The sequence below is a fragment of the Pseudomonas sp. GW821-FHT10B02 genome, assembly GCF_059415665.1.
Map to the genome: position 1 here is coordinate 64,378 of NZ_JBWKNR010000015.1, position 25,624 is coordinate 90,001.

19 protein-coding genes are annotated in these 25,624 nt (G+C 58.9%); all 19 read right to left on the reverse strand.

The window, feature by feature from the left end; genetic code table 11:
* Positions 1–96: 96 nt before the first annotated feature.
* Complete coding sequence (locus tag AC07OF_RS21520) at positions 97–1,476, reverse strand: sigma-54-dependent transcriptional regulator (RefSeq protein ID WP_495073415.1); 1,380 nt, start codon at positions 1,474–1,476, stop codon at positions 97–99.
* The gene (locus AC07OF_RS21525; protein WP_495073416.1) at positions 1,473–2,687 is read right to left on the reverse strand and encodes a sensor histidine kinase; all 1,215 of its coding nucleotides are present in this window, start codon (positions 2,685–2,687) and stop codon (positions 1,473–1,475) included. The genes AC07OF_RS21520 and AC07OF_RS21525 overlap by 4 nt, the downstream gene beginning before the upstream one ends.
* A 204-nt stretch (positions 2,688–2,891) precedes the next feature.
* On the reverse strand, positions 2,892–4,367 hold the full coding sequence (locus AC07OF_RS21530; RefSeq protein WP_495073417.1) for a sigma-54 dependent transcriptional regulator: 1,476 nt from the start codon (positions 4,365–4,367) through the stop codon (positions 2,892–2,894).
* Between the two features lie 170 nt (positions 4,368–4,537).
* Positions 4,538–4,834, reverse strand: coding sequence for a flagellar protein FliT (gene fliT / locus AC07OF_RS21535; protein ID WP_495073418.1), 297 nt, complete (start codon positions 4,832–4,834; stop codon positions 4,538–4,540).
* Positions 4,835–4,843: 9 nt separating this feature from the next.
* Positions 4,844–5,239: a flagellar export chaperone FliS gene (gene fliS, locus AC07OF_RS21540; protein WP_495073419.1), complete on the reverse strand. Its 396-nt coding sequence runs from the start codon at positions 5,237–5,239 to the stop codon at positions 4,844–4,846.
* 126 nt (positions 5,240–5,365) lie between these two features.
* Positions 5,366–6,751, reverse strand: coding sequence for a flagellar filament capping protein FliD (gene fliD / locus AC07OF_RS21545; protein WP_157193503.1), 1,386 nt, complete (start codon positions 6,749–6,751; stop codon positions 5,366–5,368).
* A 69-nt stretch (positions 6,752–6,820) separates the two neighbouring features.
* The gene (locus AC07OF_RS21550; RefSeq protein WP_157193504.1) at positions 6,821–7,177 is read right to left on the reverse strand and encodes a flagellar protein FlaG; all 357 of its coding nucleotides are present in this window, start codon (positions 7,175–7,177) and stop codon (positions 6,821–6,823) included.
* Between the two features lie 72 nt (positions 7,178–7,249).
* Positions 7,250–8,098 carry a flagellin domain-containing protein gene (locus tag AC07OF_RS21555; RefSeq protein WP_157193505.1) on the reverse strand — a complete coding sequence of 283 codons (849 nt, stop codon included), beginning with the start codon at positions 8,096–8,098 and terminating at the stop codon, positions 7,250–7,252.
* 256 nt (positions 8,099–8,354) lie between these two features.
* Complete coding sequence (locus AC07OF_RS21560) at positions 8,355–9,290, reverse strand: ketoacyl-ACP synthase III (protein WP_495073420.1); 936 nt, start codon at positions 9,288–9,290, stop codon at positions 8,355–8,357.
* Between the two features lie 234 nt (positions 9,291–9,524).
* Entirely contained in the window at positions 9,525–10,442 is a 918-nt protein-coding gene (locus tag AC07OF_RS21565) for a class I SAM-dependent methyltransferase (protein WP_495073421.1), read from the reverse strand.
* Between the two features lie 60 nt (positions 10,443–10,502).
* Positions 10,503–11,474 (reverse strand): NAD-dependent epimerase/dehydratase family protein, encoded by a 972-nt coding sequence (locus AC07OF_RS21570; protein WP_495073422.1) that lies wholly within the window; start codon positions 11,472–11,474, stop codon positions 10,503–10,505.
* Complete coding sequence (locus AC07OF_RS21575; protein WP_157193509.1) at positions 11,471–12,607, reverse strand: FkbM family methyltransferase; 1,137 nt, start codon at positions 12,605–12,607, stop codon at positions 11,471–11,473. Before AC07OF_RS21575 ends, AC07OF_RS21570 begins: the two co-directional genes overlap by 4 nt.
* Complete coding sequence (locus AC07OF_RS21580; RefSeq protein WP_495073423.1) at positions 12,600–14,444, reverse strand: thiamine pyrophosphate-binding protein; 1,845 nt, start codon at positions 14,442–14,444, stop codon at positions 12,600–12,602. Before AC07OF_RS21580 ends, AC07OF_RS21575 begins: the two co-directional genes overlap by 8 nt.
* Before the next feature lie 2 nt (positions 14,445–14,446).
* Positions 14,447–15,556 (reverse strand): N-acetylneuraminate synthase family protein, encoded by a 1,110-nt coding sequence (locus AC07OF_RS21585; RefSeq protein WP_157193511.1) that lies wholly within the window; start codon positions 15,554–15,556, stop codon positions 14,447–14,449.
* Positions 15,557–15,727: 171 nt separating this feature from the next.
* The gene (locus AC07OF_RS21590) at positions 15,728–19,177 is read right to left on the reverse strand and encodes a glycosyltransferase (protein WP_232478201.1); all 3,450 of its coding nucleotides are present in this window, start codon (positions 19,175–19,177) and stop codon (positions 15,728–15,730) included.
* A gap of 244 nt (positions 19,178–19,421) precedes the next feature.
* Positions 19,422–20,744, reverse strand: coding sequence for a lipopolysaccharide biosynthesis protein RfbH (rfbH, locus tag AC07OF_RS21595; RefSeq protein WP_157193513.1), 1,323 nt, complete (start codon positions 20,742–20,744; stop codon positions 19,422–19,424).
* Complete coding sequence (gene rfbG / locus AC07OF_RS21600) at positions 20,741–21,805, reverse strand: CDP-glucose 4,6-dehydratase (RefSeq protein WP_157193514.1); 1,065 nt, start codon at positions 21,803–21,805, stop codon at positions 20,741–20,743. The genes rfbH and rfbG overlap by 4 nt, the downstream gene beginning before the upstream one ends.
* On the reverse strand, positions 21,796–22,566 hold the full coding sequence (gene rfbF / locus AC07OF_RS21605; RefSeq protein WP_157193515.1) for a glucose-1-phosphate cytidylyltransferase: 771 nt from the start codon (positions 22,564–22,566) through the stop codon (positions 21,796–21,798). The genes rfbG and rfbF overlap by 10 nt, the downstream gene beginning before the upstream one ends.
* A 203-nt stretch (positions 22,567–22,769) precedes the next feature.
* Positions 22,770–25,553, reverse strand: coding sequence for a glycosyltransferase (locus tag AC07OF_RS21610; RefSeq protein WP_495073424.1), 2,784 nt, complete (start codon positions 25,551–25,553; stop codon positions 22,770–22,772).
* Between the last annotated feature and the right edge of the window lie 71 nt (positions 25,554–25,624).

The window sequence follows — 25,624 nt, forward strand, 5'->3', positions numbered from 1 at the left end:
ATTTTTTTGACACTCACGCAGCGGATACGCAGGACTTAGCAACAAAAGTGCCAGCTATGCGTAAAAGCCGAACAAAAAAACGAATATTCCTACCCTTCAACTGGCGTACAGACTGGCCTCGACATCCATCCCGGCATCACGCATCTGCGCCAGTTTGTAGCGCAGGGTCCGCGGGCTGATGCCCAGGCGCTCAGCCGCTTCCTTGCGCCGCCCGCGCTCGGATCGCAAGGTATCGATGATCATCTGGAACTCGTGACGGCGCATGTCATCACCCAGACCACCCACCGCCTCAGCCACCGGCTGCGCTGGCGTTGCGCTGCGCGGAGCAGCGGTGAACATCGGCATGGCACCGGCCAGACAAAAATCTGCCGCTTCGATCACCCCGCCCTGCTGCAGGATCAACGCCCGCTGAATGGCGTTATCCAGCTCGCGCACGTTACCCGGCCAGGCATATCCCTGCAGACAAGCTTTGGCCTCAGGTGACAGGCGCACCGGTGCATGCTTCATTTTATTGACGTGACGCGCCAGCAGGCGCTCGGCCAGCGGCAGAATATCGGCGCTACGCTCGCGCAGCGGTCGCCACGCCAGCGGGAATACCGACAGACGATAGAACAGGTCTTCACGGAAACGCCCGGCCGCCACCTCCTCCGCCAGATCACGGTTGGTGGTCGCAACGACACGGATATCCAGGGCAATCGGCTTGCGCCCACCGACCCGCTCCACTTCCCGCTCCTGCAATACGCGCAGCAGCTTGGCTTGCAGCCCCAAAGGCATTTCCGAGATTTCATCGAGCAGCAAGGTGCCGCCATCGGCCTGCTCGAACTTGCCCGCCTGGGCGGCGATGGCACCGGTGAAAGAGCCCTTCTCGTGACCGAACAGGGTCGCTTCGAGCATGTTGTCCGGAATCGCTGCACAGTTGATCGCCACGAACGGCTGGCTGGCCCGGGTTGATTGCTGGTGGATGAAGCGCGCCAGCACTTCCTTGCCGGTACCCGACTCGCCGGAGATCAACACCGTGGAGTCGCTGCGTGCCACGCGCGTGGCCAGCTCCAGCAATTGCGCACTGGCCGGCTCGCAAGCAACCGGGCCTTCGTCAGCCACACCGGCGACCACACCAAGGGCATGGCGCGTCACCAATTCAAGCAACGCCCGCGGCTCAAACGGCTTGACCAGATAGTCCACCGCGCCCTGGCGCATGGCTTCGACCGCACGCTCGACGGCCGCATGAGCCGTCATCAACAACACCGGCAATTGCGGCTGACCGGCGCGCAACAGCGCCAGCAACTGATGCCCATCCATGCCCGGCATATTGACGTCGCTGACCACCAGGCTGAACGCCTCTTCAGCCACAGCCTCCAGCGCCTCTTCGGCCGAGCCGACCGCACGATAAGCAAAACCACCCAGCTCCAGGGTATCGCCCAAGGCCTGACGCAGTGCCCGATCATCCTCGACCAGCAGCACCTTGATTGCCTTCATTGCTCATTCTCCATTTTCAGCGCGTCAATCAACGGCAATGTAACCAGCGCGCAGGTGCCACGACCCGGCCGCGAACGTATCTGCAAAGTACCCTGATGCGCACGCGCCACCGCCTTGACCACCGCCAGGCCAAGGCCGGTACCGGTGGCTTTGGTGGTGAGGAACGGCTCGCCCAGGCGCGCCAGCAAAGCACTGTCGATTCCCGCACCGGCATCACTGACACACAGGCGCAGCAACTGCCCACGGCGGTACAGGTGCACCTTCAGACGCACCGGCTCGCTGCTGGCCTGCAGGGCATTTTCAATCAGGTTGAGCAAGGCGCCGACCAAGGTGTCGCGATTGCACAGCAACTCCCCCAGGTGACTGTCGCACTGCCAGCGCACCGCGTGCCCCTGGACGTGGGTCTGGGCGGCCTGCTGCAGGGCCTGAAACAGCGCCTTGGGAGTCACCCGGTCAGTCAGCGGCAGCTCGCCGCGCGCGAACACCAACATGTCGCGCACCTGATGCTCAAGCTCATGCAGACGCTCTTTGAGACTGCCGGCAAAGCGCTGCTGGGTTTCCAGCGGCAGGCTCTGCTCGGCCAGGTGACTGGCATACAGCAAGGCCGCCGACAACGGTGTGCGGATCTGATGCGCCAGCGAGGCGACCATCCGCCCCAGCGACGACAAGCGCTCATGGCGGGCCAGCTCACCCTGCAAGTGACGGGTTTCGGTCAGGTCGTTGAGCAGCACCAGCTGGCCAGGCTCAGCATCCAGCGAACGGGTGGCGATCGACAGGCGCCGGCCATCGCGCAGCGACACTTCGTGACCGTCATCCTCACGCGGAGCGAAACTGCGGGCGATCACCTGGCGCCACAGCTCACCCACCAGCGGCTCGCCAAGCAAATCACAGGCGGCAGGATTGGCCTCGCGCACACGGCCCTGGCCATCAATGACAATGACCCCGCCCGGCAACAGATCAAGCAGGTTCTGCAGACGGTTGGCCAGGCGCTCCTTCTCGGCAAGCTCGGCCATGCGCTGGGCACTGACCACCGCCAGCTCGCCTTTGAGCTCGGTAACCCGGGCTTCGAGCAGGTTATAGGATTGATTCAGCTGACTGGAGACCTGGTCGAACAGGGCGAAGGCCTGTTCCAGGCCAAGACGACTTTCCTGCTCGGCAGCGTTCTGCCCCTTCGATTTGGGGACACTGGAGATGGGGGCGGCCTGGGGCATCATGCTCTCTCGCGTGGCTGACCGTCATAAAACGGTATGTTGCCTGCGTTATAGCAATAGCCGTGCCGGATAACCTGAGGCTTTGTGCCGTAAACCGCCAGACAGAGCAGCAAAGGCCGATGAGACGGGCGCTACAGCCCTTTGAATGGTAGGGATATTGTGCACAGCGGAGCATCCTTGCTCTCCACTGCGGCAAGACAGGCGTCAATCCTCCGCCTGTTCTTCCCCATCACGGCGGCTCATACCGTACTTGCGCATTTTTTCCACCAGGGTCGTGCGGCGGATGCGCAGACGCTCGGCGGCGCGCGCGACGATGCCATTGGCGTCATCCAGCGCCTGCTGGATCAGCCCCTGCTCCAGCCCGCCCAGGTAGTCTTTGAGGTCCAGGCCTTCGGGCGGCAGCATGGCGTGGGTAGCGAAGCTCGGCGAACCACCGTTGATTGCCACACGCTCTTCCAGGTCCGAACGCAAGCTGTCGACCAGATGCTCGTCTTCGTCATCGACGTAGCGGAATTTCTTTGGCAGCTCCGTCACGCCGATTACGCCGTAGGGGTGCATGATCGCCATACGCTCGACCAGGTTGGCCAGCTCGCGGACGTTGCCCGGCCAGCCATGCCGACACAGGGACATGATCGCCGCCGAGTTGAAGCGGATCGAACCGCGCTTTTCATGCTCCATGCGCGAGATCAGCTCGTTCATCAGCAACGGGATGTCCTCGACACGCTCACGCAGCGGGGCCATCTCGATGGGGAACACATTGAGGCGGTAGTACAGGTCTTCGCGGAAGGTGCCCGCCTCGATCATGCTTTCCAGATTCTTGTGGGTCGCGGCGATGATGCGCACATCGATACCCTGGGTCTTGTTGCTGCCAACCCGTTCGAAAGTCCGCTCCTGCAGCACGCGCAGCAGCTTGACCTGCATCGGCAGCGGCATGTCGCCGATCTCGTCGAGGAACAGGGTACCGCCGTTGGCCAGCTCGAAGCGCCCGGCACGGCTGGTGATGGCGCCGGTAAAGGCACCCTTCTCGTGACCGAACAACTCGCTTTCCAGCAGCTCGGCCGGGATCGCTCCGCAATTGACCGGCACGAATGGCGCTTCGCGGCGCTTGGAATGGTAGTGCAGGTTACGCGCAACCACTTCCTTGCCGGTGCCCGACTCGCCGAGGATCAGCACGCTGGCATCGGTATCGGCCACTTGCTGCATCATCTGGCGTACGTGCTGGATGGCGCGACTGGTGCCCACCAGGCTGCGAAACAGGTTCGGCTCGCGTTGGCGACCGCGCTCACGGGCCTGGTCGTACATCTCGCGATAGACCTGGGCACGGTGCAGCGAATCGAGCAGTTTGCTATAGCTCGGCGGCATTTCAAGGCTGGAAAGAACGCGGCGGCGCAGCTCTTCCGGCAGCTCGGCAGAAGAAATTTCACCAATTAACAGAACTGGAAGGAACTCATCCCACGCAGCCACTGTCTTAAGCAAGCCCATTAGACTTGCCGGAGCGTTCACGGTCCCGATCAGGACACAGAGTACTTCACGACTGGATGACAACGACTCAACCACCTGCTGCCAGTCTTGGCTTGAGCAGGTTAGATTTTCTTCGCCAAGAAAATTCAAAACCACCGCCAGGTCGCGGCGGCGGACGCTATCGTCATCGATCAGCAGAATTTTGGTTTCACGCCACATGCAATAGCAACTTCCCTAGTCATCTCGGCGCCCTATTGTGGGCAAGCTCGACATCATTCCGACTGAACGGTCAGTGTTCGGACGTCTGAAATTTGAAAACAGCCACTAGTTAAGTCAAAAAACCGCACAGAGTCAAATTTATGGCGCCCTGTTTCTGGTTTTGCCCAGCTTCAGCTGAACAAATGGTATACCTTTGCCGCGTTTTTGGCTTGCCGGATCTGCGTCATCTCATCGACTATTGTTTGACGCTCGTCACTTGCAACCTCAATTAGTTGCCGATAGACCCTGAGCAACTCTTCAAGGCTGCTACGCAATACCTCTTCGTTGACCGATGCCTCGGCCAGCACATCATCGACACACAACCGGCAGTTGACGTCGAGCTCGCTGATCGCCTCCCAGTCGCGAGTGGCCAGGGCACCCAACAATGCTTCACGGGTTTGTTCGATACGCTCGAGCACGACACTCATCACAACCTCCTAGACGTCGGCGGATTGATCGCCGATTGCGTCCCAGCCTTCCTTGACGGTAATCAGCAAACGGGCAACTTCATTGAGGATTTCCGGATCGTTTTTCACATTGGCCTCGACCAGACGCTTGCTCATGTAGGAATACAAGTTATCCAGTTCGGCCAGCGAGTCGGCATGATTTTCCAGATCCAGACCTTCGCGCAGACCACCGACGATACCGATAACCTTACCGATCAGAATGCCGCGCTGGGCAATGTCATTGCGCGCTATGGCGCCTTTGGCCTGGGCAATGCGGTCAAGACCACCCTGCATCAACATTTGCACCAGACGATGGGGGCTTGCCTCAGAGGTCTGCGCCACGCCATTGACTTTCTGGTACTGCCGAAGGGCCAACATAGGATTCATGTTCTACCTCGTCACAACTAAAAGGTTTCATATACCGCCTATATCGCCTAGGCGTCAAAAAACTTTAGAGGAAAAGAAAAAGCCCGGCGTATCCAAAGGATGCTGCCGGGCTTTTGGCAATCAATATCACTTCTTGGCTTGAGCATTCATGGCGTCGAAAAGCGAAGTAATACCAGCTGCCTGAGATTTGAGCTTGCCGACCGCAACGTCCATGGCAATGTATTTCTTGGTCAGTGATGTCGTCAGACTGTCGATTCGAAAATTCAGCGCCTGCTGCTGCGACTCCAGGTATCGCTGCGAGCGATTGAGTGCATCATTACGCTTGTCCAGCGAACCACCCGATTGCAGGAACGGATCAATGGCCTTGTTCATTCGCGCAATCACACCATCGTCTTTGGTGAACAACGCTTGCACTTCACTGCCCAGCTTCTTGTCGTTCAACGCCGCCTTGAACTTGGTGTCGTTGAATTCCAGGGTACCGTCTTTGGCAGTGTTGATACCCAGCTGGCTCAGCGAGGTCAACCCACCACCGGTTTGCGCAACAGCCAGCTCGGAGCGCAGCGAAGCCAGCAACGAGCGAGTGGTCGGGTCGCCAGTCAGAGGACCGAGCACGGTATTACCGTCTTCATCCTTGCTGGTGGAAGTCAGGCTGTTAACCGTCTTGACCAGGTTGTTGTAGGCATCGACAAAGGTCTGCACGTCTTTTTTCAGACCCTCGGTGTTGAGCCCGACCGTTACCGTCGACTTTTCACCTTCAGCCTTGAGCTCCAGCGTCAGGCCGCTGACCGTCTTGTCCAGCTTGTTGGACTTGCTGGTAACCGTCATGCCATCGATCTTGACCTCGGCATCGATGGCCAGCTCGCCCACTCGGCCAGCCGCAGTGCCCGCCATTGGCGTAGTATTGCTGATGACCAGCTCGGGAATACCGCCTACAGAAATGTCCGAGCCCTTGCCCGTGGTAGTCGAACCGAACACCAGTCGCGCACCCTTGCCATCATCGATGATGTTGGCTGTGATGCCATCCTTGCCCAACGTACTGTTGATGCTGTCACGCACCGACTGCAGGGTGGCATTGGCACCCACTTCGACGCTGTAGACTTTGCCGTTCTGGGTGATTTCCAGGGTACCTTGGGAAATCGGCGCATCAGCACCAGAGAACACCTTGCTCGCGACACGTGACGACGTCGCCAGCTTGACCACCTCAACCTGATAGCTACCCGGCACCGCTGTGTTGTTGGCGGTTGCAGCAACAGCCTTTTCATTGCCACTGGTTGCGGCGAAGGCAAGGAACGATGGCGCGTCCTTGTTATTGAGCCCTTTCAAGGCTGCCTGATAGGTCGACAGCGCACTCTTGAGCGAGGCAACCCCGGAGATCATCGCCGTGTTGTTGGCGGTCTGGCGCTTGATCTGACTCGACTTGGCTGCGGTATCAGCATCGACCAGCACTTTGACGATAGCGCCAATGTCCATGCCTGAACCGGTGCCGATGCTCGCTGTAATTGGGCTTGCCATGAGTAACTCCCTCTCCGTTGCGCTGCTCCCTAGCGAACAACTCTAGCGAACATTTGAATCTTTAAGGTATCAGACCTTGGCGTCGAACAGCAGACTGTTCACATCGCTGAGGCTGTGGGCGATGCGCAGCACTTCTTCTGATGGAATCTGGCGGACCAGCTCACCGGTTTCGCTGGCGATCACTTTGACGACAATTCTGCCGGACTCTTCATCCGTGGAAAATTCGAGATTGCGGCGGTTTGAGGCGAGAAATTTCTCGATATCCTTGACCGCGGTTTTCACTTGTTCAGTTTCAGATGTTTTGTCCCGGGCAGGGGCCTGGGCTTCATTAGCCGCCTGGACCACCTGGGTCGCCGACTTGTCGGTGGCCTGCTCGGCCGGGCGCGCGGCCGGATAAGACAAGTTCAGCTTGACGCTCATATCCATGTCTACCACCTCTCAATGCAAAAGGCGGAGGAGCGCAACAGGTGCACTCCTCCGCCGATAACCATCAGGCGATTACTGAAGCAGTTTCAGTACGGCGGATGGCAGCTGGTTAGCCTGGGACAGAATCGAAGTCGAGGCTTGTTGCAGAGTCTGCTGCTTGGTCAGCTGGGCAGTTTCAGCAGCGAAGTCGGTGTCCTGTACACGGCCACGAGCAGCTTCGGCGTTTTCGTTGATGTTCTGCAGGTTGTTGATGGTGCTGGTCAGACGGTTTTGTGCAGCACCGAGGTCAGCACGGCTGGTGTTGATCTTCTGCAGAGCGGTGTCGATAGCCGAAACAGCGGCGCTGAAGTTGGCTTCGGCAGCGGAGCTGGTAGCACCAGTGATGGCGATGCTGCTGGTAATACCCAGGTCGCTGGCGGTGAACTTGGCGCTCAGATCGATATCGATCTGGTTCATGCCACCGGTGTTGGAACCCACCTGGAAGGTCATGGTGCTGGCCGAGCCGTCGAGCAGGTTTTTGCCGTTGAGCTGAGTGGACTGAGCGATACGGGTCAGTTCCGAAGCCATCGACTGGAACTCTTTGTTCAGCGCGTCACGGTCGTTGGCGCTGTTGGAGTCGTTTCGCGATTGAACAGCCAGTTCACGCATACGCTGCAGAATGTTGGTCTGCTCTTGCATCGCGCCTTCAGCGGTCTGGGCGATGGAGATACCGTCGTTGGCGTTTTTGATTGCCATGGTCTGACCACGGATCTGCGAGGTCATGCGGGTAGCGATCTGCAGGCCAGCGGCGTCGTCTTTGGCGCTGTTGATTTTCAGGCCGGAAGACAGACGGGTCATCGAGGTGCTCAGTGCATCGGAAGCACGGTTCAGGTTTTTCTGAACGCCCAGAGAGGTGGTGTTGGTGTTAACGGTCAAAGCCATGACGAATTCCTCGTTGGATTGGGTACTACGGCTTCCGGCCTTGGCAATTCGCCGAGGGTGGCACAGAGAACCTTCGTAATGGTTATCGTCGTCAGGGCGGGTTGCTTTAGCGGATTTTCAAAAAAAATTACTGGCATCCTGCCACCCCAATGAAATCAGGGCTTTCTGCCTCCTTTACTGCTGGAGCATCCTGCAGTTGAGCCACAAATAAAAACGCCGCCCGGGAAACGGCGGCGTTTTTCATTGCATACGACTGTCAGTCGCGTCGCTCGATGATCGCAGAGCCCCACGACAGCCCCACACCAAAGCCACTCAAGGCAACGCGCTTGTGCTGCGAGCCGAGCACATGCTTTTCCAGCAGCAACGGGATGCTGGACGATACGGTATTACCGGTCTCAACCATGTCCTTGACGAACTTTTCCCGCTGTTTGCCTTCATTGAAGCGCAGAGATACTGCATCGACAATCGCCGCGCTCCCCTGGTGCAGGCAATAAAGGTCGATATCCTCAGGTTGCAGCTGGCTGGCTTCGAGCAGTTGCTGCAGGTGCGCCGGCACCTTGACCAGCGCGAAGTTGTAGACCTGGCGACCGTTCATGAAGAACTTGCCCTCGGTCGTACGCAGGTGCTCCGCCCCCGCCCCATCGCTGCCAAACAGTGACTTGCCCAATTGCCAGGGCGCGCCCTCGCCCATCCAGGTGGCAGTGGCGGCATCACCGAACAGCATGGTGGTGTTGCGGTCTTCGGGGTCAACGATCTTCGAGTAAGGGTCGGCAGTGATCAGCAGGCCGTTTTTCAGGCCCGCAGCCTCCATGAATCCCTTCATCGCGTAGATGCCGTACACATAACCGGAGCAACCCAGAGAGATATCGAACGCTGCGATATGGGTCGGCAGACCGAGCTTTTGCTGAACGATGGCCGCGGTGTGTGGCAGCCCTTCTGCATCACCGTTCTGGGTGACGACGATCAGTGCATCGATTGACGACATGTCCAGCGATGGGTTGGCGGCGAACAACGCTTTAGCTGCCTCGACACAGAGATCGGAGGTTTCCTGGGCAGCGTCCTTGCGCGGCAAGAACGTAGAACCGATCTTGCCGAAGATGAATTCTTGATCCTTGCCGAATTTCGCACCTTGGGCGTAGTTGTCGACACCCTCCACAGGTACGAAACTGGCGATGCTTTTAATGCCAATCATTGTCGCTTCCCGGTAGACATAGCGGATATTGCGGGATCAGGCCCTGCTGCGCAGGCCTGGCAAGCCTCGTCGACGTGGCTGCCCGCTGACTCGATAGATAAGAGATGCACTTTCCGACTGCTAAGTCACGGTTATACGGCCAAAGTGGCCAATACGGCAACGTAACGTCCGCTTTTCTCCCATTCCGCTCACCCGGCATAAAGCCAGCACCGTGTCTGGCTCGACGACTGCTGGTTACCTGATATCGGTCTGAGTGACCTGCTTGGTTTTTTTCACCACCGCTTGCAGGATGCGGGATGCGGAGCTCAACCTTGCATCACTCACGATCGGGGTTGACTGAATGTCCAAGACCTTAAACCCACAGGCGCCAAACAAGTTATTGAGGGCCTCAATCGAAAAGAAGTTGATGTGCTCGTGCCAATGCCGCTTCTTCCCGGATGAGAGATCGTCATCACCCACCATCAGCGCTTCATGCGGCACCTCGATGTAAAGCAAGGTGTCGTCACGCATGCATTGATGTATTTCCCCTAGAGCATCCGACGGATAGGGAACATGTTCAAGAACATGGCGACAAACGATCAAGTCGTAGGTGGACGTGCTGACCTCTTTCTTCGATACGCCACGGGTGCCCGGCACGGTTGGCTTTTTGTCGATATCGAAGATATCCGTGTCGTACCCTTGCCCCTTGAACGGGGTATTCATGCCATCTCCCCCACCCCAATCCAGGATGCGGGTCGGCGTCGTATGCTGAAGAATGAAATCCCTTGTCAGCTCAATCAACTCACTTGGCGTTGTCAGTGTTTTGTTCCGCTCGCGAAATCCAGGCTCATAATGCTCGCGCAGCGCCTCATATTCCTCACCATAATAGCCATCGTACAACTGCTGCATCTCGCGATCACTGAAGCGGATATCAAGAAACAGAAATTCGCAGCGCACGCAGTGAAGTGTATTGCACACGCAGTATGCCATTCCCTGAGGAATGGTTTGCAGCCCCCACTCGGCATCGATGACCGCAGGTGGCCAACCCAGTGCCCGGTGTGAAACAAACGGCATGAGAATGGCCGGGGACTTTTGCAACGCGGTGCTGCCACAACAGACACATTGCGTTGCGATGTGTTCACGCTGCAACGAGGACGGAAAGTCGTTGATCATGTTTTCGTTCCTGAAACACCGGATAAATGATTGAGTGTCCATGGGCTGTGCGGCGGCGACTCATCCAACGGATCGTAGCTGCCCGGCAGCACTTCGAATCGACTGCTCAAGGGTATATTGCAACCGCAAACCCAGCTCGGTGCGCGCCCTGTGAATGGAGGGCACATAGCGATTGCGAAAGCTTCCGGCTGCCGCGGCAGCGCAGGCGATGTGTACTGGCTTTTGCGGTGCCAATATGTCGCGCACCAGATGCGCGAGTTCGCCAATCGTGACAGCCACATCCGAGCCGACGTTGTAGGCCTGCCCGGCCTGACCATGGCGCAGGAGAACGTCCAGCCAGTGCGCCAGATCGCGCTGATCCATGTAAGAGCGCACCGGCGTTCCGTCGCCATTTACCGTGATAGCAGGCGCGACGAGAGCATCCCGGATGAAGTTGCCGATAGCGAAATGCGCATCCAGCGGCAGATCGCGACCCACGAAGGCGAAGCAGCGGGCAATCACAACCTGGAGGCCGTACTGTTGCTGGTACAGGGCGCACAGATGCTCGGCGCAGCGCTTGGCGACGCTGTAGGCATGCGCTGCATCGAGCGGGTCCGGCATGGCGTTATAGCGCTCGCAGATGGCGTCCATGTCAGGTGGCTGGGGGCCATAGACACCACCGGAGCTAGTCAGCAGAAAGCGGGGAATGCGATGAGTGGCGGCATAGTCCAGCAGGTGACGGGTACCGTCAACAATCTGGGTATACCGCTGCAGAGGGCTGAGCTTCGGACCTGCCGTAGAATCCGCTGCGGCGTGAAGTACGTGCGTAAACCCGCCCGCCCCGGGCAGCGAAGCCGGTTCCAGGATGTCGCCCTGATGCAGGCGCAGCCACGGCTGGCTCGCAAACTCGGGGTGCCGCGCCAGGAAGCCCTGCGGTGATCGGCTCAGTACGGTGACCGCAGGCACTTGCTCGCCTGCCTCGGCGGATGCCAACCAATGCCGCAACAGCGCCCGCCCAAAGAAGCCAGTCCCTCCAGTCAGCAGCACGTTCATGGGTTGGGCACTGCGTACAAGACGGAGTCGAACGTGTTAGGACAATGCTGCCGGACATAAAACCGGTAGTTGGGGCATAGATCGAACAGCAACTCCGGCAACTCCCAAAGGTCCTGCGGGTTATGGTACAGCGATACGATCAACACAGGGCGGCTGCGTCGGATGATCTGCTCGGCTCCACGCAACACCTGAGCTTCCACACCTTCGACGTCGAGCTTGATCAAATCAACGGGCATGCCGGGCAACAGCTGATCCAGCGCCACCGCCGCAATGGACGTTCCACCGCCTTCATGACTGATGGAGCAGGCTTCGCCCTGCCCGGCATTGAATGTCAGGATGCTATAGGTCTCGGCGGCCGCTATCGGCAAGCACACCGCATTGCTTTGCTTCAGCGCCACCCGGCTAACCAGACGGGCAAAGTTCTGCGGATCGGGCTCCAGCAGAAAAGCCTGCTTGCAAGATATCTGCGGGTGTCCGATCAGCTCCTCATAGCTATCGCCATCGTAGGCGCCGCAGTCGACATATGTAATGTCGCGGCCCTGCAAGGCGGGCAAGGTCAGCTCATTGATGTACTTGGTTTCACTGGATAAGAAGCTGGAATACGCCATATCCAGGCCAAGACGAAAAGCGCACATGCGATACAGTGTTTTCCTGCTTTCCTGATCCGCCAATGCCTCGGCAACGCTGGCGACTCTACCCATTGCTTCAAGTAGAAAGGAACGAGCACTCAACCAGAAGCGCCACCCCAGCGCCTGGGAGAACTGCTCATAGAGCATCCAGGGCATCAATGGCGGAGCAAAACCGGCACCGGCTGCGAGGCTTAGTAACTGGTCGAAAGGGGTGTCACGACTGAATATACCGAGCGCAAGTTGCGCCTGTGGGTGCTCGCTCGCAAGCTGGTTCCAGTTCAACACTGGCAAACCAAGGGCCGAAGTAACGCGAGGAGACGTTTCAACAAAACCTTCAACGACAACACCCTGCGCCTGCATAGCCGTTGCAAGGCTGCGACCAAAGTTCCCGGCGCCGAAAATCCAGATGTGCCGGCCAGGTTCGATGTGGACGCCCGGCAAGTCACTTGCCTGGTCACGCAGGGTAAAAAAGTCAGTGGCGCTATAGGTCGTCGTGTCAGCCATTGGTGTTGGCCCCGGAATCGTCTGTTGAGCGGGAACGCGCGCGTATCGCCAGCGCCTCACTGCGGATCTGCTCCAACACGGTCTGCTCCAGGAACGGATGCATGTCGTCAAGTTCCGGGGTGACGAAAGCGCCTTGTGCATCGACACGAGACTTGATGCGTGGCACGAACTCCTGTCGTGGATCGACATGCAGATCGATCAGCAGTGGCCCGTTGGTTTCCAGCAGGCTATCGAGCCTGCCCAGATCGTCTTCCGATGCTATGGACTCGGCACGCAACCCATAGGCACGGGCCACAGCGGTAAAGTCGGGGAACTCCACCCCCGACTCCGGCGTAGCGCCGATGACCCGGCCAAAGAAGTTCTCGTGGGTCTGCCAGATCGACAGATAACCGCGATTGTTGAGCACGATCACGATCACATTGACGCCGATGGTTTTCAGCGTCTGCAGTTCCTGAATGTTCATTTGCAGGCTGCCGTCGCCGGCAAAGCAGATCACGCGCCGCCCGCCCTGCGTTCGAGCGGCCGTCGCCGCGCCAATGGCGGCAGGCAGGTCGTAGCCCATGGAGGCTGAGCCTGAGTTACTGAACAGTCGCTGGTCTTTCTGCAGGCCACCCACCTGGAACGGCAAGATGCAGGCAGACGCATTGCCGCACACGACAATGTCATCAGGGCGCATCTGTCCGAAGATGCGCTCGACCATCACGTAAGGGTTAAGCGCAGCGCCTGCTATTTGACGATGCTCTGCCGCAGCACGATAGGTGGTTCCGATGTGCTGGCACCACTGTACCCAGGCGCCGAAGTCAGGAAGGCATGCGCGTGCCAGCTCTTGTTCCAGAACATCGAGGAAATCGCCCAGATCGGCAGCCACTCCCAGGTGCGGCTGGACGGTGGGCTTGGCCAGCTCGGCCGCATCGATATCCACCTGAGCGATCCACGCATGCTTGGCGAAGGCCTGCCAGTTGTAACTGGTCTGGCGCACATTCAGTCGGGATCCCAATACAAGGACGAAGTCGGCAGCCTGCAGGCAGAGATTGCCCGCTCGCGTGCCAATGGTCCCAGGCCGACCGGCGAACAGCGGGTGGTCCGAGGCGATCAGATCGTGCGTCCAGGCCGTGGCCAGTGGAATACGGTAGCGCTCGATCAACGCCAGAAGGCGCTTCTCGGTACGCGAAAGCCGCACCCCCGTGCCCCCCAGGATCAGCGGACGATGCGATTGCAGCAGCTTGCCGGCGATATCCCGGCAGGCGGCGCGCAGACCTTCGGCTGCAGGCGGCTTGGACAAGTCAGGTGCGGGTATGGCAATGGCAGTCGTGGATTGCTGGATATCCAGAGGAATGTCGAGCCAGACAGGGCCCGGGCGGCCACCGACGGCCTCGGCATAGGCCTTGGGCAACATCACTTCCAGATCTTTTTCCGAACGCACCAGCTGCGCGTACTTGCAGACCGGACTGGCCATCGCGATGGTGGGGCCTTCCTGATCGCCCAGCTGCCGCAGCCCCGGCACATCACGGAAGGATGTGCAGGTTTCTCGCTTGATCTGGCCCGAGAGGACGATCATCGGGATGGAATCAGTGAACGCACCATGCACGCCGTTGAGCGCGTTGATAGACCCTGGCCCCGTGGTCAGCATCACCACCGCCGGTTTTCCGGTAATGCGCGCGTAGCCTTCGGCAGCCATTGCACAGGCCTGCTCATGGTGCATGAAGGTGCAACGCAGCCTTTCATGCCCCCCGAGCGCCTGATTGAGGAACATGGCACCACCGCCGGTGACAGTGAAAACCTGTTCGACCCCTTGCTGCACCAGCCATTGTGCGATTTGCTCGGCGACACGCGTCATGGTCAGAGCCCCCGGCTCAAGATGAGATTTTTGAGGGCGGGACTTTCGCTGTAAGGACCGTCGATATGCTCGATGGTCAGACGTTCGTTGGCTTTGATCGGTTGCAACAGCCGTTCGCCATTCATCACCTCGCGACAAGACAGTTGCCCCTTGTGCAGGGGAATGGCGAGGTAGAAGTCCTTCTCGAAATCATCCCGGCCCAGCACATAGCCAGGTTCCAGGTCACGGCGTGCGTAGGCGCCGCGCACCAGGGCATTGAGGTATTCGGTTTCCTTTCGCGAGATGATGCGTCGGCTGGCGCTGACGCCACCGCACATTTCCTTGGCCTTGTGGAAGGCTTTGTACCAGGCATCGCACTGTTCCGGCAGCGAGCAGTAGTTGGAAACCGGGACGCCTTCGTACTGGATGTCGATGTGCCGCTCCCAGGTGCGCACACCCTTGCCGTAGGAGATCAACATGGACGAGTGCCAGTCATGGTACTCGTGGGTGGACAAACCAATGACATGGCCCGGGTAGCGGTTACGCAGGTAGTCGATCTGATCGAGATGCAGTTCGTCATCCTCGCTGGGGTAGAGCGAAACGCAGTGGTTGATGGACAACGGGATATCGCGCTTTTCAAAGTAGCGGACAACGTCATCCAGATCCTTCTCCGATGCACCACCGGTGGAGATGATGGTCGGACGGCGCGTCGATGCAATTTTCTCGATCAGCGGCCAGTCGTTCATGTCGGAACTGGCGATCTTGAGGATGGGCATGTCGAACTCGACGCACAGATCAACAGACGCTTCGTCGAACGGCGTAGCCATGGGGATGCAACTCAGACTCCTGATTTCCTCGACCATTCGCGCAAATTCAGCCTTGCTGAGCTTGGTGTCTTCGGTTTTCTTGATATAGCGCAGCTCAGAGTTGCCTTTGAAATCAGGATGAATGAATTCATCCACATCACGAAACTGCAGCTTGATGGCCGCCTTGACGTTATTGAAACGCGCAATTGCACCGTGATCACGGATGATTTTCAGCCCGCGCTCCAGCCTGCCCCAGTGATTGTTGGCAAGTTCAAGGACGAACAGGTTTTCAAATAAATCTTTATCACGCTGGCTGATGGTTTTCATTGAATACTCCGCACTCTTTTGCCTTGCTCAATTGAAATTGGCGCCAGGACAGGTTCCGGCCCTGGTCGCCGCAAATCCGCATTTCAGGCCGCAGCAATGACCGCCCGCCGATCCCGAAAGCGCTGTATGAATGTTCGGTAATACGCCGCTACCAATGCTCCGGCACACGCTTCAATCAGGAAGCCACGCCTTCAACCACTGCTCCACATACCGCTCATCCAGCATCCACTGGCTCAATACCGCTTGACGCAGCACATCCCCTTGTCTGCCGGTGGCATCAAGATCAGCAAGGTGCATACGAATCGCGTTCAGCCAATCCCTGGCGATGTTGTTTACACGGGTCACAGGCAAGCCCTGATAGGGCTGCACATCACTGCACACCACCGGATAGCCGCAGGCAGCGAATTGCAGCAGCGGCACATTGCTTTTGCATGCGTCGAACAGACCGTGCCCCAACGGAGCGAGGGCCAGATCAAGGTGCAGCGACGCCAACTTCTGCGGGTACTGATCGAACGGGACAGGATCGTGCAGCTCATGCACGTAGGGGCGCATCTGCTCCGAACAGTTGCCGAGGCATACCCAGTCCACCTCACCGGCCAGTGCCTCAACGACATCCATCATCAGCGCCCGCACATCTGGATCACTGAGTTCGTCAACCCATCCAACGCGAGGGCGCCCACCCGGTGTCCGGCGGCACTCCAAAGCACCCCAGCGCGCAGGATGCAGACGATCGGGCAACACTCGAATGTCCTGATTCGAGCCTCGTAGCACTTCGGCCAAGGCTTCAGTGGGCACCACCAGCCGATCAGCCAGCCCCACAAAGCGTTGCAATGCAACTTGGATATCTCCAGGTACGCTGGCACGCAGCACATGGCCCTCGGGTAAAGCGGGAAGGTAAGCGTCCACCTCTGCCACTTTGAAGGCACTCGAGAACTGGGCAGTGCGGCGTAACGATTCAAGTCGCGCCTCGGTGGTCTGCCCTTGCAGCACCCAGGCATCTGGCTGCAGCCGCTCCAGCTGCGCCGGCAAGTAGTCACGCAAACTCAAGCGTACATCGGCCACACTACTGATATTCATCGACAGCGCTGGATCAATGATACGGCCGTAGCCGCTCCCTTCGAGGTCGTTGGGCATCGCCAGCACCACTGGCAACGGCCGCCATGCAAGCGGATTCCAGGTCAGTCCCGAATCAGCTTCCAACTCGAACCCCGCCCCCTGGAGAGACAGATTCCGGTTGTAGGCCGGATCACGGGCAATGAGCGGCAGCCACTTGCGGTACATCGCTTCCTGTTCCGCGACACCTGTCTCTTGAAGCGAGGGCGCGGACTGTTCCTCAACGGCGCCCCCCTCCTGCAACACAACGGCGTGCGGCGTCCAAACCGTGAGATAGCCCGCCTGGCCTGCTTTAAGGCACAGATCGATATCCCCGTAAGCCTCTTGCAACTGTGGCATGTCCATACCACCCAACGACTCATAAAGCGTTCGGCGAATCATCAGACAGGCCCCGGAAACAGCACTGTAGTTCTGATCCATTTCCAGACGCTGCATGAAGCCGCCGTTATCAGCCTGGCCAGAAAATGCCGAATGGGCCGGACCGTTCAACCCCAGTACCACGCCAGCACCTTCGACCGTGCCGTCGGGGCGCAGCAACTTGGCACCGACGATGCCCACTTCCGGACGCTGTGCGTGATTGAGCAAAGCATCCAGCCAGTCTTCCTGGACAATGACGGTATCGCTATGCAACAACACCAGATAGTCGCCACGAGCATGCCCAGCCGCCATGTTGACAGCGTCGTAATCGAACTCGGACGGATAGCGCAGCACGCGGATGCCAGATGCCTCCAGCGCCGCCATACCATCAAGCCAGGCGCGGGTGGCCGGGTCAGTGCTGCCGCTGTCCAGCAAAAGGATTTCGTAGTTTCGGTAGGTGGTTTTTTCCATCAGCGAGGTGACACAACTGCGTACCCGGTCGCCCCGCCCCCTGACGGCAATGACAATCGACACCCGCGGCGTATCCGAATGGCCGTAGTGAATGCGATGAATACCTGGCCGATGCATCTGGACCCGGGCCTGAAGATAGCCGCGCCGATGCAGATGCCGCTCCAGAACAGCCTGTTCCTGAGGGTTGTGAACCAGATCGGCCGCGGCACTGATGCACACAGGTTCACTGATATGTGCCAGACCATCCAGCCCGTCAGACTCTTCGATCAGCCGCAACAGCAAGCCGAATTCAACGGCCCCGGCGCATTCCGGATCGAGTCCGCCCGCTTCCAGAAAAACATCCCGACGATAGAACCAGTGACGTGCCATGTTCGCCGGACAGGACAGGAACATGTCCAGATTGAAATCAGGTCGCAGCAGGGTATCCAGCTCACCTGTGGACGCGCGGACGATCTCGTCCGCATACACCGCCCGGACAGCTGGCGCATCGAGCAGCTCCAGTGCCAGTACAAACAACCCGAATGGAGTGAATGTAGTGCCCGCACGTACAAAACACAGCCACTGGCCTTCGACTATTTGCCAAGCCAGATCATTGAGCGTTGCAACATCAGCATCAACGGCAACGTGGATATCGATGAAATGATAACCTTGCCCTTGCAGACTCTGCCGTGTGGTCTCGGTGGAAGCTGACTGCCCATCCGGCACAATGATGAAATTGAAACGTGGCAAATCATGCCAGCGCTCCTCAAGGCGCCGAGTCATCAGTTCCGCTTGCCCTTCGGTGGGGAAACGTTGCCGCAGCCAATGCTCAATGGACAGGCTACGTTCGCGGATGCGCTGTTGCTCGGCGGATTCTGCCTCGCCCACCGTTGGATTATCTGCCCCCCAGGTCGTGCTGGGCATCGCCTGGGTCTTCTCGATGAATGTGCCTAGTTGCTCCCAGAAGCGGTTCTGCAAGGCGGTATATTTTTCCCCGACGATGGGTATCCCGGCCATCGCATGCTCGATCGCCGCTGGCGTATCCTCGAATGCCAACCCATGCGTCCCGAACTCTTCGATTCCAAGCGGAACACCGTCGAAGAACGGCGACTTCAGGACAACGGCAGGGCAGCCACACAATATCGCCTCCAGGGCAATGGCCGTGGACGCGAAGCAATAGACCCGCTCGCTTCTTCGGAAAAGCTCGGCCATTTCCTCTGGGGTGGCGGGCCACTCACCGGTAATGACTGTACAATTTGCTGCAAGCTCAGGGTGTTCCTTCAAAGCATCTACATGTCGCCCTGGATACAACAACCAGCCTTTGCGCTGTCGGTCATAGGGGTTATCCAGGTTATTGAATATCGAGGTATCGATGGGAGGCATGAACAGGAGGTGTTCCGGACTCTCGCCCTCCGGCAACAAATTCTGCGTGTAGGCAAAAATCATGTCCGTGCTTGCAAACTCCGTATCGCCGCCAAGCAGACCCGGTACGTTCAGAAGATAGCGCACCACCGATTGTGCGTTGGCAGGATTGCCCCGGACCACTTCAGGGTACACCACGATCGGCCGGCGCCCCGCCTGTGCGTGTTGCTGCTGCAGGTCCCCCGTCAGCAGCGGCGTATGCCACAGCGGATTGGTCTGAGCGGGAAACATATAGGCATCCTGACCGCAGCGATTGAGCAGATGGCAGAGCATGTGCATCACACGTATGCCTGCCGAATTGCGGCGATAGTCTGGCGCGAGTAGGTAGTAGGGACGCGTAGGCGCAACAAACAGAGGTGGAAAGGACTGATTGGCCATAGACTTTTGAAACCCTGAATTAACGCAGAACGTTCGACGTGTCGGGTGGACTACTCAAGACCTGGCCTCGGTGGCGGCGCGCAGGCTCCTTGAGTCCACAGCGTTTGAACGCACACCAAGGCCACTGAACAGCATTGAGCACCTGTCAGCGCAACCTGCGCACGTAGCTTTCTATGTTGCAGGCAGCATGCTCGAGGTGCTGTTCGGAAAGTCCTGGCCACAGGCCGATCCAGAAGGTGTCCTTCATTACCTTGTCGGTCACCGTCAGCTCGCTCGCCACTCGGTATTGCTGGTCCTTCATGTAAGGCTGGCGAGTCAGGTTGCCTGCGAACAGCAGCCGCGTACCGACCTTCTGCGCATCCAGGTGACGCAGAAGATCCAGGCGCTCGACCCCGCAACCATCGCGCAGGGTGAGCGGAAAACCGAACCAGGACGGGTCACTGTTGGCGGTGGCGTGCGGCAGGATCAATTGATCGGTGCAACCACTCAGACGCTCGCTAAGCCAATCGAAATTGCGCTTGCGTGCAGCGATGAAGTCATCGACCCGGTCCATCTGCGCCAGTGCACAGGCGGCCTGCATGTCAGTGATCTTGAGGTTGTAGCCCAGGTGCGAGTAGGTGTACTTGTGATCGTAGCCTTGCGGCAGATCACCCAATTGCCAGCAGAAACGCTTGCTGCAGGTGTTGTCCTCGCCCGGTCCGCAATAGCAGTCACGCCCCCAGTCACGGAACGATTCGACGAGACGCTTGAGCAGCGGCGAATCGGTGAACACAGCACCGCCCTCGCCCATGGTGATATGGTGGGCCGGATAGAAGCTCAGGGTGCCCAGATCGCCGAAGCTGCCTACCTGACGACCATCGTAAGTGGCACCCAGGGCATCGCAACAGTCTTCGATCAGCCACAGACCGTAACGGTCGCACAGCTCGCGCACCACTTTGAGATTGAACGGGTTGCCCAAGGTGTGGGCCAACATGATCGCCTTGGTCCGCGGACCAATCGCCGCTTCGATCAGGGCCGGATTAATGTTGTAGGTCCCAAGTTCGATATCGACGAACACAGGTACCGCACCGAACTGCAGGATCGGGTTGACCGTGGTTGGGAAGCCGGCGGCCACGCCAATCACTTCATCGCCCTTGCCAATCGCACGATCGCCCAGACGTGGCGAAGTCAATGCCGAAAATGCCAGAAGATTGGCAGATGAACCAGAGTTGGCAGTCAATACACCGCGCCGCCCCAGGTAGCGTGACAAGCGTTTTTCGAAAGCCTGATTGAAACGCCCGGTAGTCAGCCAGCCGTCCAGCACCGCCTCAGTCATGGCTTGCAACTCGGGTGCACCAATGACCTTGCCGGAAGGAGGCACAGTGTCCTTGCCTGCTACGAATGGCGAGGTGGCCAATTCCAGTTCCGCATAGCGGCCTACCAGCTCGGCTATCTGCTGGCGCAGCTGTTGCGCCGTTTGTTCACTCATGGGGTCCCGCCTTGATAGGCCGCGATCTGCGCGCGGCTGAATGCATGCATGTCCTGACCGGCGTGCCAGGCACGGTGCCAGTCGAGGGTTTGTTCCAGGGCTTGTGCCAACGTCCAGCGCGGCCTCCAGCCAAGTTGTCGACGTGCCTTGCTGGAGTCCAGCGACAGCAATCCCGCTTCATGCGGTTGCCCTGCCGCATCGACTTGCCAGTGCGCGTCACCAGGCCAGAGCCGGGCAAGCTGCTCGACCAGCTCACCGACGGTGGCCACGCCATCTGCGTCCGGGCCGAAGTTCCAGGCCGACGCCACGGCATCGCCGCGCTCTACCAATGCCTGAGCCAGATGCAAGTAGCCCTGCAACGGCTCAAGCACGTGCTGCCAAGGACGGATAGCCTGTGGGTAGCGCAAGGTCAGCGACTCCCCTGCCTGCCAGGCACGCAGGATGTCGGGCACCAACCGGTCGCCGGACCAATCGCCGCCACCAATGACATTGCCCGCCCGGGCAGTCGCCAGGGCGATACCCGACTCGCGCAGGAAAGACTCACGCCAGGAGGTACACAGCACCTCCACACATGCCTTGCTGCTGCTATAGGGATCATGACCACCCAGGGCATCTTGCTCGCGGTAAGGCCAGAGCCATTCACGGTTGTCGTAGCATTTGTCACTGGTGACCACCAGCACGGCACGTACCGACTCGCACTGCCTTGCTGCTTCAAGCAGATTGACCGTGCCAATCACATTGGTCGTATAGGTATCCAGCGGTGTGCGGTAGGACTCACGCACCAGCGGCTGGGCGGCCAGGTGCAGAACAATCTCGGGCCGGGCCGCATTCAAGGCTTCGGTCAGACGCTGCACATCCCGGATGTCGGCCAAGGCGCCAGGAACCCGTCCGGCAAGCGCAGCGACATCCCAGAATGCAGGCTCGGTATTGGCCGGTAGCGAATAACCGTGAACGTGAGCGCCCAGCTCGCGCAACCACAACGCCAGCCAGCCTCCCTTGAAACCGGTATGTCCGGTCAGAAGCACCCGGCGTCCTGACCAGAACGATGGACTTACGACCATAGCCGCCACTGCGCCTGGCCAGTCTTCCAGCGATCTTCCAGCAGGACTCGGTCGCGCAGGGTGTCCATCGCCTGCCAGAAGCCTCGGTGCAGGTGGCTCATGAGTTCACCCTGCCCGGCCAGCGCACGCATCGGCTCGGATTCCCAGGTGGTGTCATCACCGTCAATGAAGTCGAATACGCCGGGCTCCAACACGAAGAATCCACCGTTGATCCAGCCGCCATCGCCCAGGGGCTTCTCCTGAAATCCTCGGACCTGCTCCCCGCGTATATCCAGGGCACCGTAACGTCCCGGCGGCTGTACACCAGTGACTGTGGCCAACTTGCCATGGCTGCGGTGGAAGTCGATGAGTGCAGGAATATTGACGTCGGCAACGCCGTCGCCGTAAGTCAGACAGAAAGTCTCGTCCCCCACATAGTCGCGTATGCGCTTCAGACGACCGCCAGTGGCAGTGTTCTCGCCGGTATCTACCAGGGTTACGCGCCAGGGCTCGGCATGGCGGTTATGGATGCACATCTGGTTCTCTGCCATGTCAAAAGTGACGTCGGACATGTGCAGAAAATAGTTGGCAAAGTACTCCTTGATCACATAGCCCTTGTAGCCCAAGCAGATGACGAAGTCGTTGATGCCAAAGTGCGAGTAGATCTTCATGATGTGCCAGATGATCGGCTTGCCGCCTATCTCGATCATCGGTTTTGGCCGCAGGTGGGATTCTTCGCTGATACGCGTACCCAGGCCGCCGGCCAGAATGACTGTTTTCATTATCTGCTTACCTTAAGGGCTTTTGCCACGATCCGAGCCGACAATTTACTGACCAAAGCAGTGGCTGAGCGGACTAAAAGCAAGAATGTTGCCAACTTGTAAAAAGCAAGAATCATGAGCAGCGCCAAGCCGACCACTACCTCGAACGTGGCGTAGAAACGACAAGGCCGGGCATTAAGCCCGGCCTTGTCGTTACACCTGCATCAAGCCAGCTCGCTGACCCATTCGAGTACCACCGGCTCGTCTGAACCCGCGCCCCTCGATACGTCCACACCAAATTGATCACAGGCCGCCACCCGCGTCGTGAACGCCGATGGCCAGCGCGCTGACAATGCCTGCTGTTGCTGTTGCCCAAGCGCCGGAACAGCGTCATTGAGCATTTGCGCCTGTGGCGTCCAGATCACCAAAAGACCCGCTTGCGCAGCTCTCAGGCACAGATCGATATCGGCACCGGCAACCGCCTGCATGCCGCCGCATTGGCTGAACAGATCCTTGCGCACCATCAGACAATCATCGGACACCGCCTGACAGCTACGCACCTGTGCCAAGCCAAGAACCGGCTCAGGTGCGAACCTGGACACTCCCAGCAATACGCCCTGGACCTGACCGGAAACCAGCAGCTCGTAGCCGGCATGGGTCACCCTCTCCTCGCGACCATGCATCAGGCAACCCACTACGCCCACCTCAGGCCGTAGCGCCTGATTGAGCAACGCCTCGATCCAGGCTGCCGAGGCTACCTGGCTGCGGCTGGACATCAATACAAGGTATTCACCGCGAGCCTGTGCGGCCGCCTGATTGATCAACTGCGAACGAGAAGCCCCCGGTTCGCCCGCCAGCACGCTGACCCGCCCCCCTGTCTGGAGGCTGGCAAGCTCGCCCGCCAGTGCGCTTGCGTTGCTTCCATCGGCGACCACGATCACTTCGTATCGAGGATATCGGGTACGCTGCACAATGCTCACCAGGCAAGCCTTGAGTTGTGCCAGGTCGCCGTCGACCGGCAACAGGATGCTGACCTGCGGTGTCACAGGGTGACGGAAATCGATCTGGAATGCCCCGTCGACACTCTCACTGACCTGACCATTGTAACCAAGCCCGGCCAGGTGACGCTTGAGCGTAGCCAGCGCACCCACCGACATGGCCTCACGCCTTTGCTGACCAATGACCAGATACTCGTCAAGATGCGCCAGCCCGCCCATACCTTGCTGCTCAATCAACCTGAGCAACAAGTCAAACTCAAGGGCCTGAGGATACGCCTCACTGTACCCCTCCAGGCCGACTACGCTCTCACGGCGTAGCAACCAATGCCGGGACATCAGGTCGGGACGACTGCGCAACAGATCCAGGTTGGCGCCGGGTCGAACAACGCTGAGCAGACGACCATCCCCCGCTCGCTGTACTTCATTGGCACAAATTGCCAGACAGCCCTCTGCCCCCCCAAGTTCTGATTGCAGACGCAGCAGTCCACCCGGGGTCAATACATCTCCGGCCTCAAGCAACATCAGCCAATCACTGGACAGTTGCCGTACTACCTGGTTGAGGTGAGCAACCACGTTGCCAGCAGTGACCTTGATAAAATGCAAGGTATCCCGTGGCGTGGTAATCGCCGGCAGCTCACCGGCCTTGAGCACGACAATCTTGAAGTCCCGCAACCCACTGGCCAGCAAGCTGTCGAACGTGCTCTGCAGGGCAGCATCATCGTTATCGAGATCCATCAACACGAAAGCGATCTGCGGCAAGCGATTTTTGCTCAAATGAGCGAGCACACGTTTTCTGGCGGCATCGTCAGGCGTTGCTGCGGCAATCGCCGCAAGAATCCTGCCTGACGGGGTAGACGCCAGGCGTTCCTGCACCGAAGCCCCACCGAGCGCATCGAGCCGTTCAAGCCACCCCTCCAGCTCGCGGGCCTTGACTGCGTCATCCTTGCCATCCAGTACTTCGACCAGACGCCGGCATACCTGGCTATTGAACAAACCCAGGGACAGCGCTTGCCAGTAACGATCCTTGAGACTGTCCGCCGAATCGTTGGGGTGAACCTCGAGCAAGGCCTGCTGGCGAACCCAGCATCCTTCGAGGGCCTGGATCTGCCGCTGCCCCGCTGGCCAGGCATGCAACAGAAACTCCAACGCATGCAATTGCTCAAACACCGCAGCATTGTAGTAAGGCATTTCGACGAACTGACGTGGTTCAAATGTCCGCTCCGGGTCTTTCAGCACCCCTCCCCAGCATGACTTGAACAACAACCGCGCCTCACACCCCTCGTGAGTGTTACGAACAAATCTGCTCAACACATCGAAGTCGATACTGCCTTGGCCCGCTTGCCCTGTTTCAGCATTCCATTGATGCAAACTGCGCACTGTCTGGTTGAGGCATTCTTCATAGGCAACAGGGTTCTGCTGACTCGGCCGATACTCGACCACGGCACTGGTCTGCGCCAAAACCCGACCCGCCCCCTGCCTCAGCAGCGCATAGGCTATTGCCACACACCAGCCTTCGAATGGCAAATCTGCAGGCGCATTACGCACGGCAGCCTTCAAGGCTTCGACTCTTACCAGCGAACGCCATGCTTGCAAGCCGAGACGCGCGTACAACGCCACACGCTCGCACGGATCAACGGCATGAGCGTTATGGTTGCGGGCTGATCCGAGCTTGTAGTAGTCGACCTCGTTGCCGCCTGATGAATACCCGATTGAATAGCCCTGAGCCAGGGTGAAATCAGGATGATTCTGGAGAAAGTCCACCCCCGCAGCCAAGGCATCGGCGAGCAGAAAGTCACTGTCCGGCGTCAGGATTGCAAATGGCGTTTCTATTTGCTCAAGCGCAGCAAGCAACTGCTCCTGCCAGAGTTGAGAAGATGCAGACCGGGTTGCAATGTCGACGTTCAGCAACTGGCAAAAGTGCTGTTTGTAGTAATAGCGTGCACGCCCCTGGTATTCAGGGTCACTTACCCCCAGCAAGACAACCGTTACGTTGTTCAGTGATGTCGCCAACTCAACCGCTTTCTCGCCCATAGCGCACCTAGTACTCATAAAATTCGAATTCGGGCAGGCGCCGATTACCG

Bases quoted from the DNA above. Each gene is read 5' to 3' on its own strand.
- AC07OF_RS21585 (WP_157193511.1), bottom strand. From the start codon at position 15,556: ATGAAAACCATCAGCCAGCGTGATAAAGATTTATTTGAAAACCTGTTC.
- AC07OF_RS21520 (WP_495073415.1), bottom strand. From the start codon at position 1,476: ATGAAGGCAATCAAGGTGCTGCTGGTCGAGGATGATCGGGCACTGCGT.
- fliS (WP_495073419.1), bottom strand. From the start codon at position 5,239: ATGAATCCTATGTTGGCCCTTCGGCAGTACCAGAAAGTCAATGGCGTG.
- fliD (WP_157193503.1), bottom strand. From the start codon at position 6,751: ATGGCAAGCCCAATTACAGCGAGCATCGGCACCGGTTCAGGCATGGAC.
- AC07OF_RS21530 (WP_495073417.1), bottom strand. From the start codon at position 4,367: ATGTGGCGTGAAACCAAAATTCTGCTGATCGATGACGATAGCGTCCGC.
- AC07OF_RS21550 (WP_157193504.1), bottom strand. From the start codon at position 7,177: ATGGATATGAGCGTCAAGCTGAACTTGTCTTATCCGGCCGCGCGCCCG.
- AC07OF_RS21525 (WP_495073416.1), bottom strand. From the start codon at position 2,687: ATGCCCCAGGCCGCCCCCATCTCCAGTGTCCCCAAATCGAAGGGGCAG.
- rfbH (WP_157193513.1), bottom strand. From the start codon at position 20,744: ATGAGTGAACAAACGGCGCAACAGCTGCGCCAGCAGATAGCCGAGCTG.
- fliT (WP_495073418.1), bottom strand. From the start codon at position 4,834: ATGAGTGTCGTGCTCGAGCGTATCGAACAAACCCGTGAAGCATTGTTG.
- AC07OF_RS21555 (WP_157193505.1), bottom strand. From the start codon at position 8,098: ATGGCTTTGACCGTTAACACCAACACCACCTCTCTGGGCGTTCAGAAA.
- AC07OF_RS21590 (WP_232478201.1), bottom strand. From the start codon at position 19,177: ATGCACATGCTCTGCCATCTGCTCAATCGCTGCGGTCAGGATGCCTAT.
- rfbG (WP_157193514.1), bottom strand. From the start codon at position 21,805: ATGGTCGTAAGTCCATCGTTCTGGTCAGGACGCCGGGTGCTTCTGACC.
- rfbF (WP_157193515.1), bottom strand. From the start codon at position 22,566: ATGAAAACAGTCATTCTGGCCGGCGGCCTGGGTACGCGTATCAGCGAA.
- AC07OF_RS21580 (WP_495073423.1), bottom strand. From the start codon at position 14,444: ATGACGCGTGTCGCCGAGCAAATCGCACAATGGCTGGTGCAGCAAGGG.
- AC07OF_RS21560 (WP_495073420.1), bottom strand. From the start codon at position 9,290: ATGATTGGCATTAAAAGCATCGCCAGTTTCGTACCTGTGGAGGGTGTC.
- AC07OF_RS21565 (WP_495073421.1), bottom strand. From the start codon at position 10,442: ATGATCAACGACTTTCCGTCCTCGTTGCAGCGTGAACACATCGCAACG.
- AC07OF_RS21575 (WP_157193509.1), bottom strand. From the start codon at position 12,607: ATGGCTGACACGACGACCTATAGCGCCACTGACTTTTTTACCCTGCGT.
- AC07OF_RS21570 (WP_495073422.1), bottom strand. From the start codon at position 11,474: ATGAACGTGCTGCTGACTGGAGGGACTGGCTTCTTTGGGCGGGCGCTG.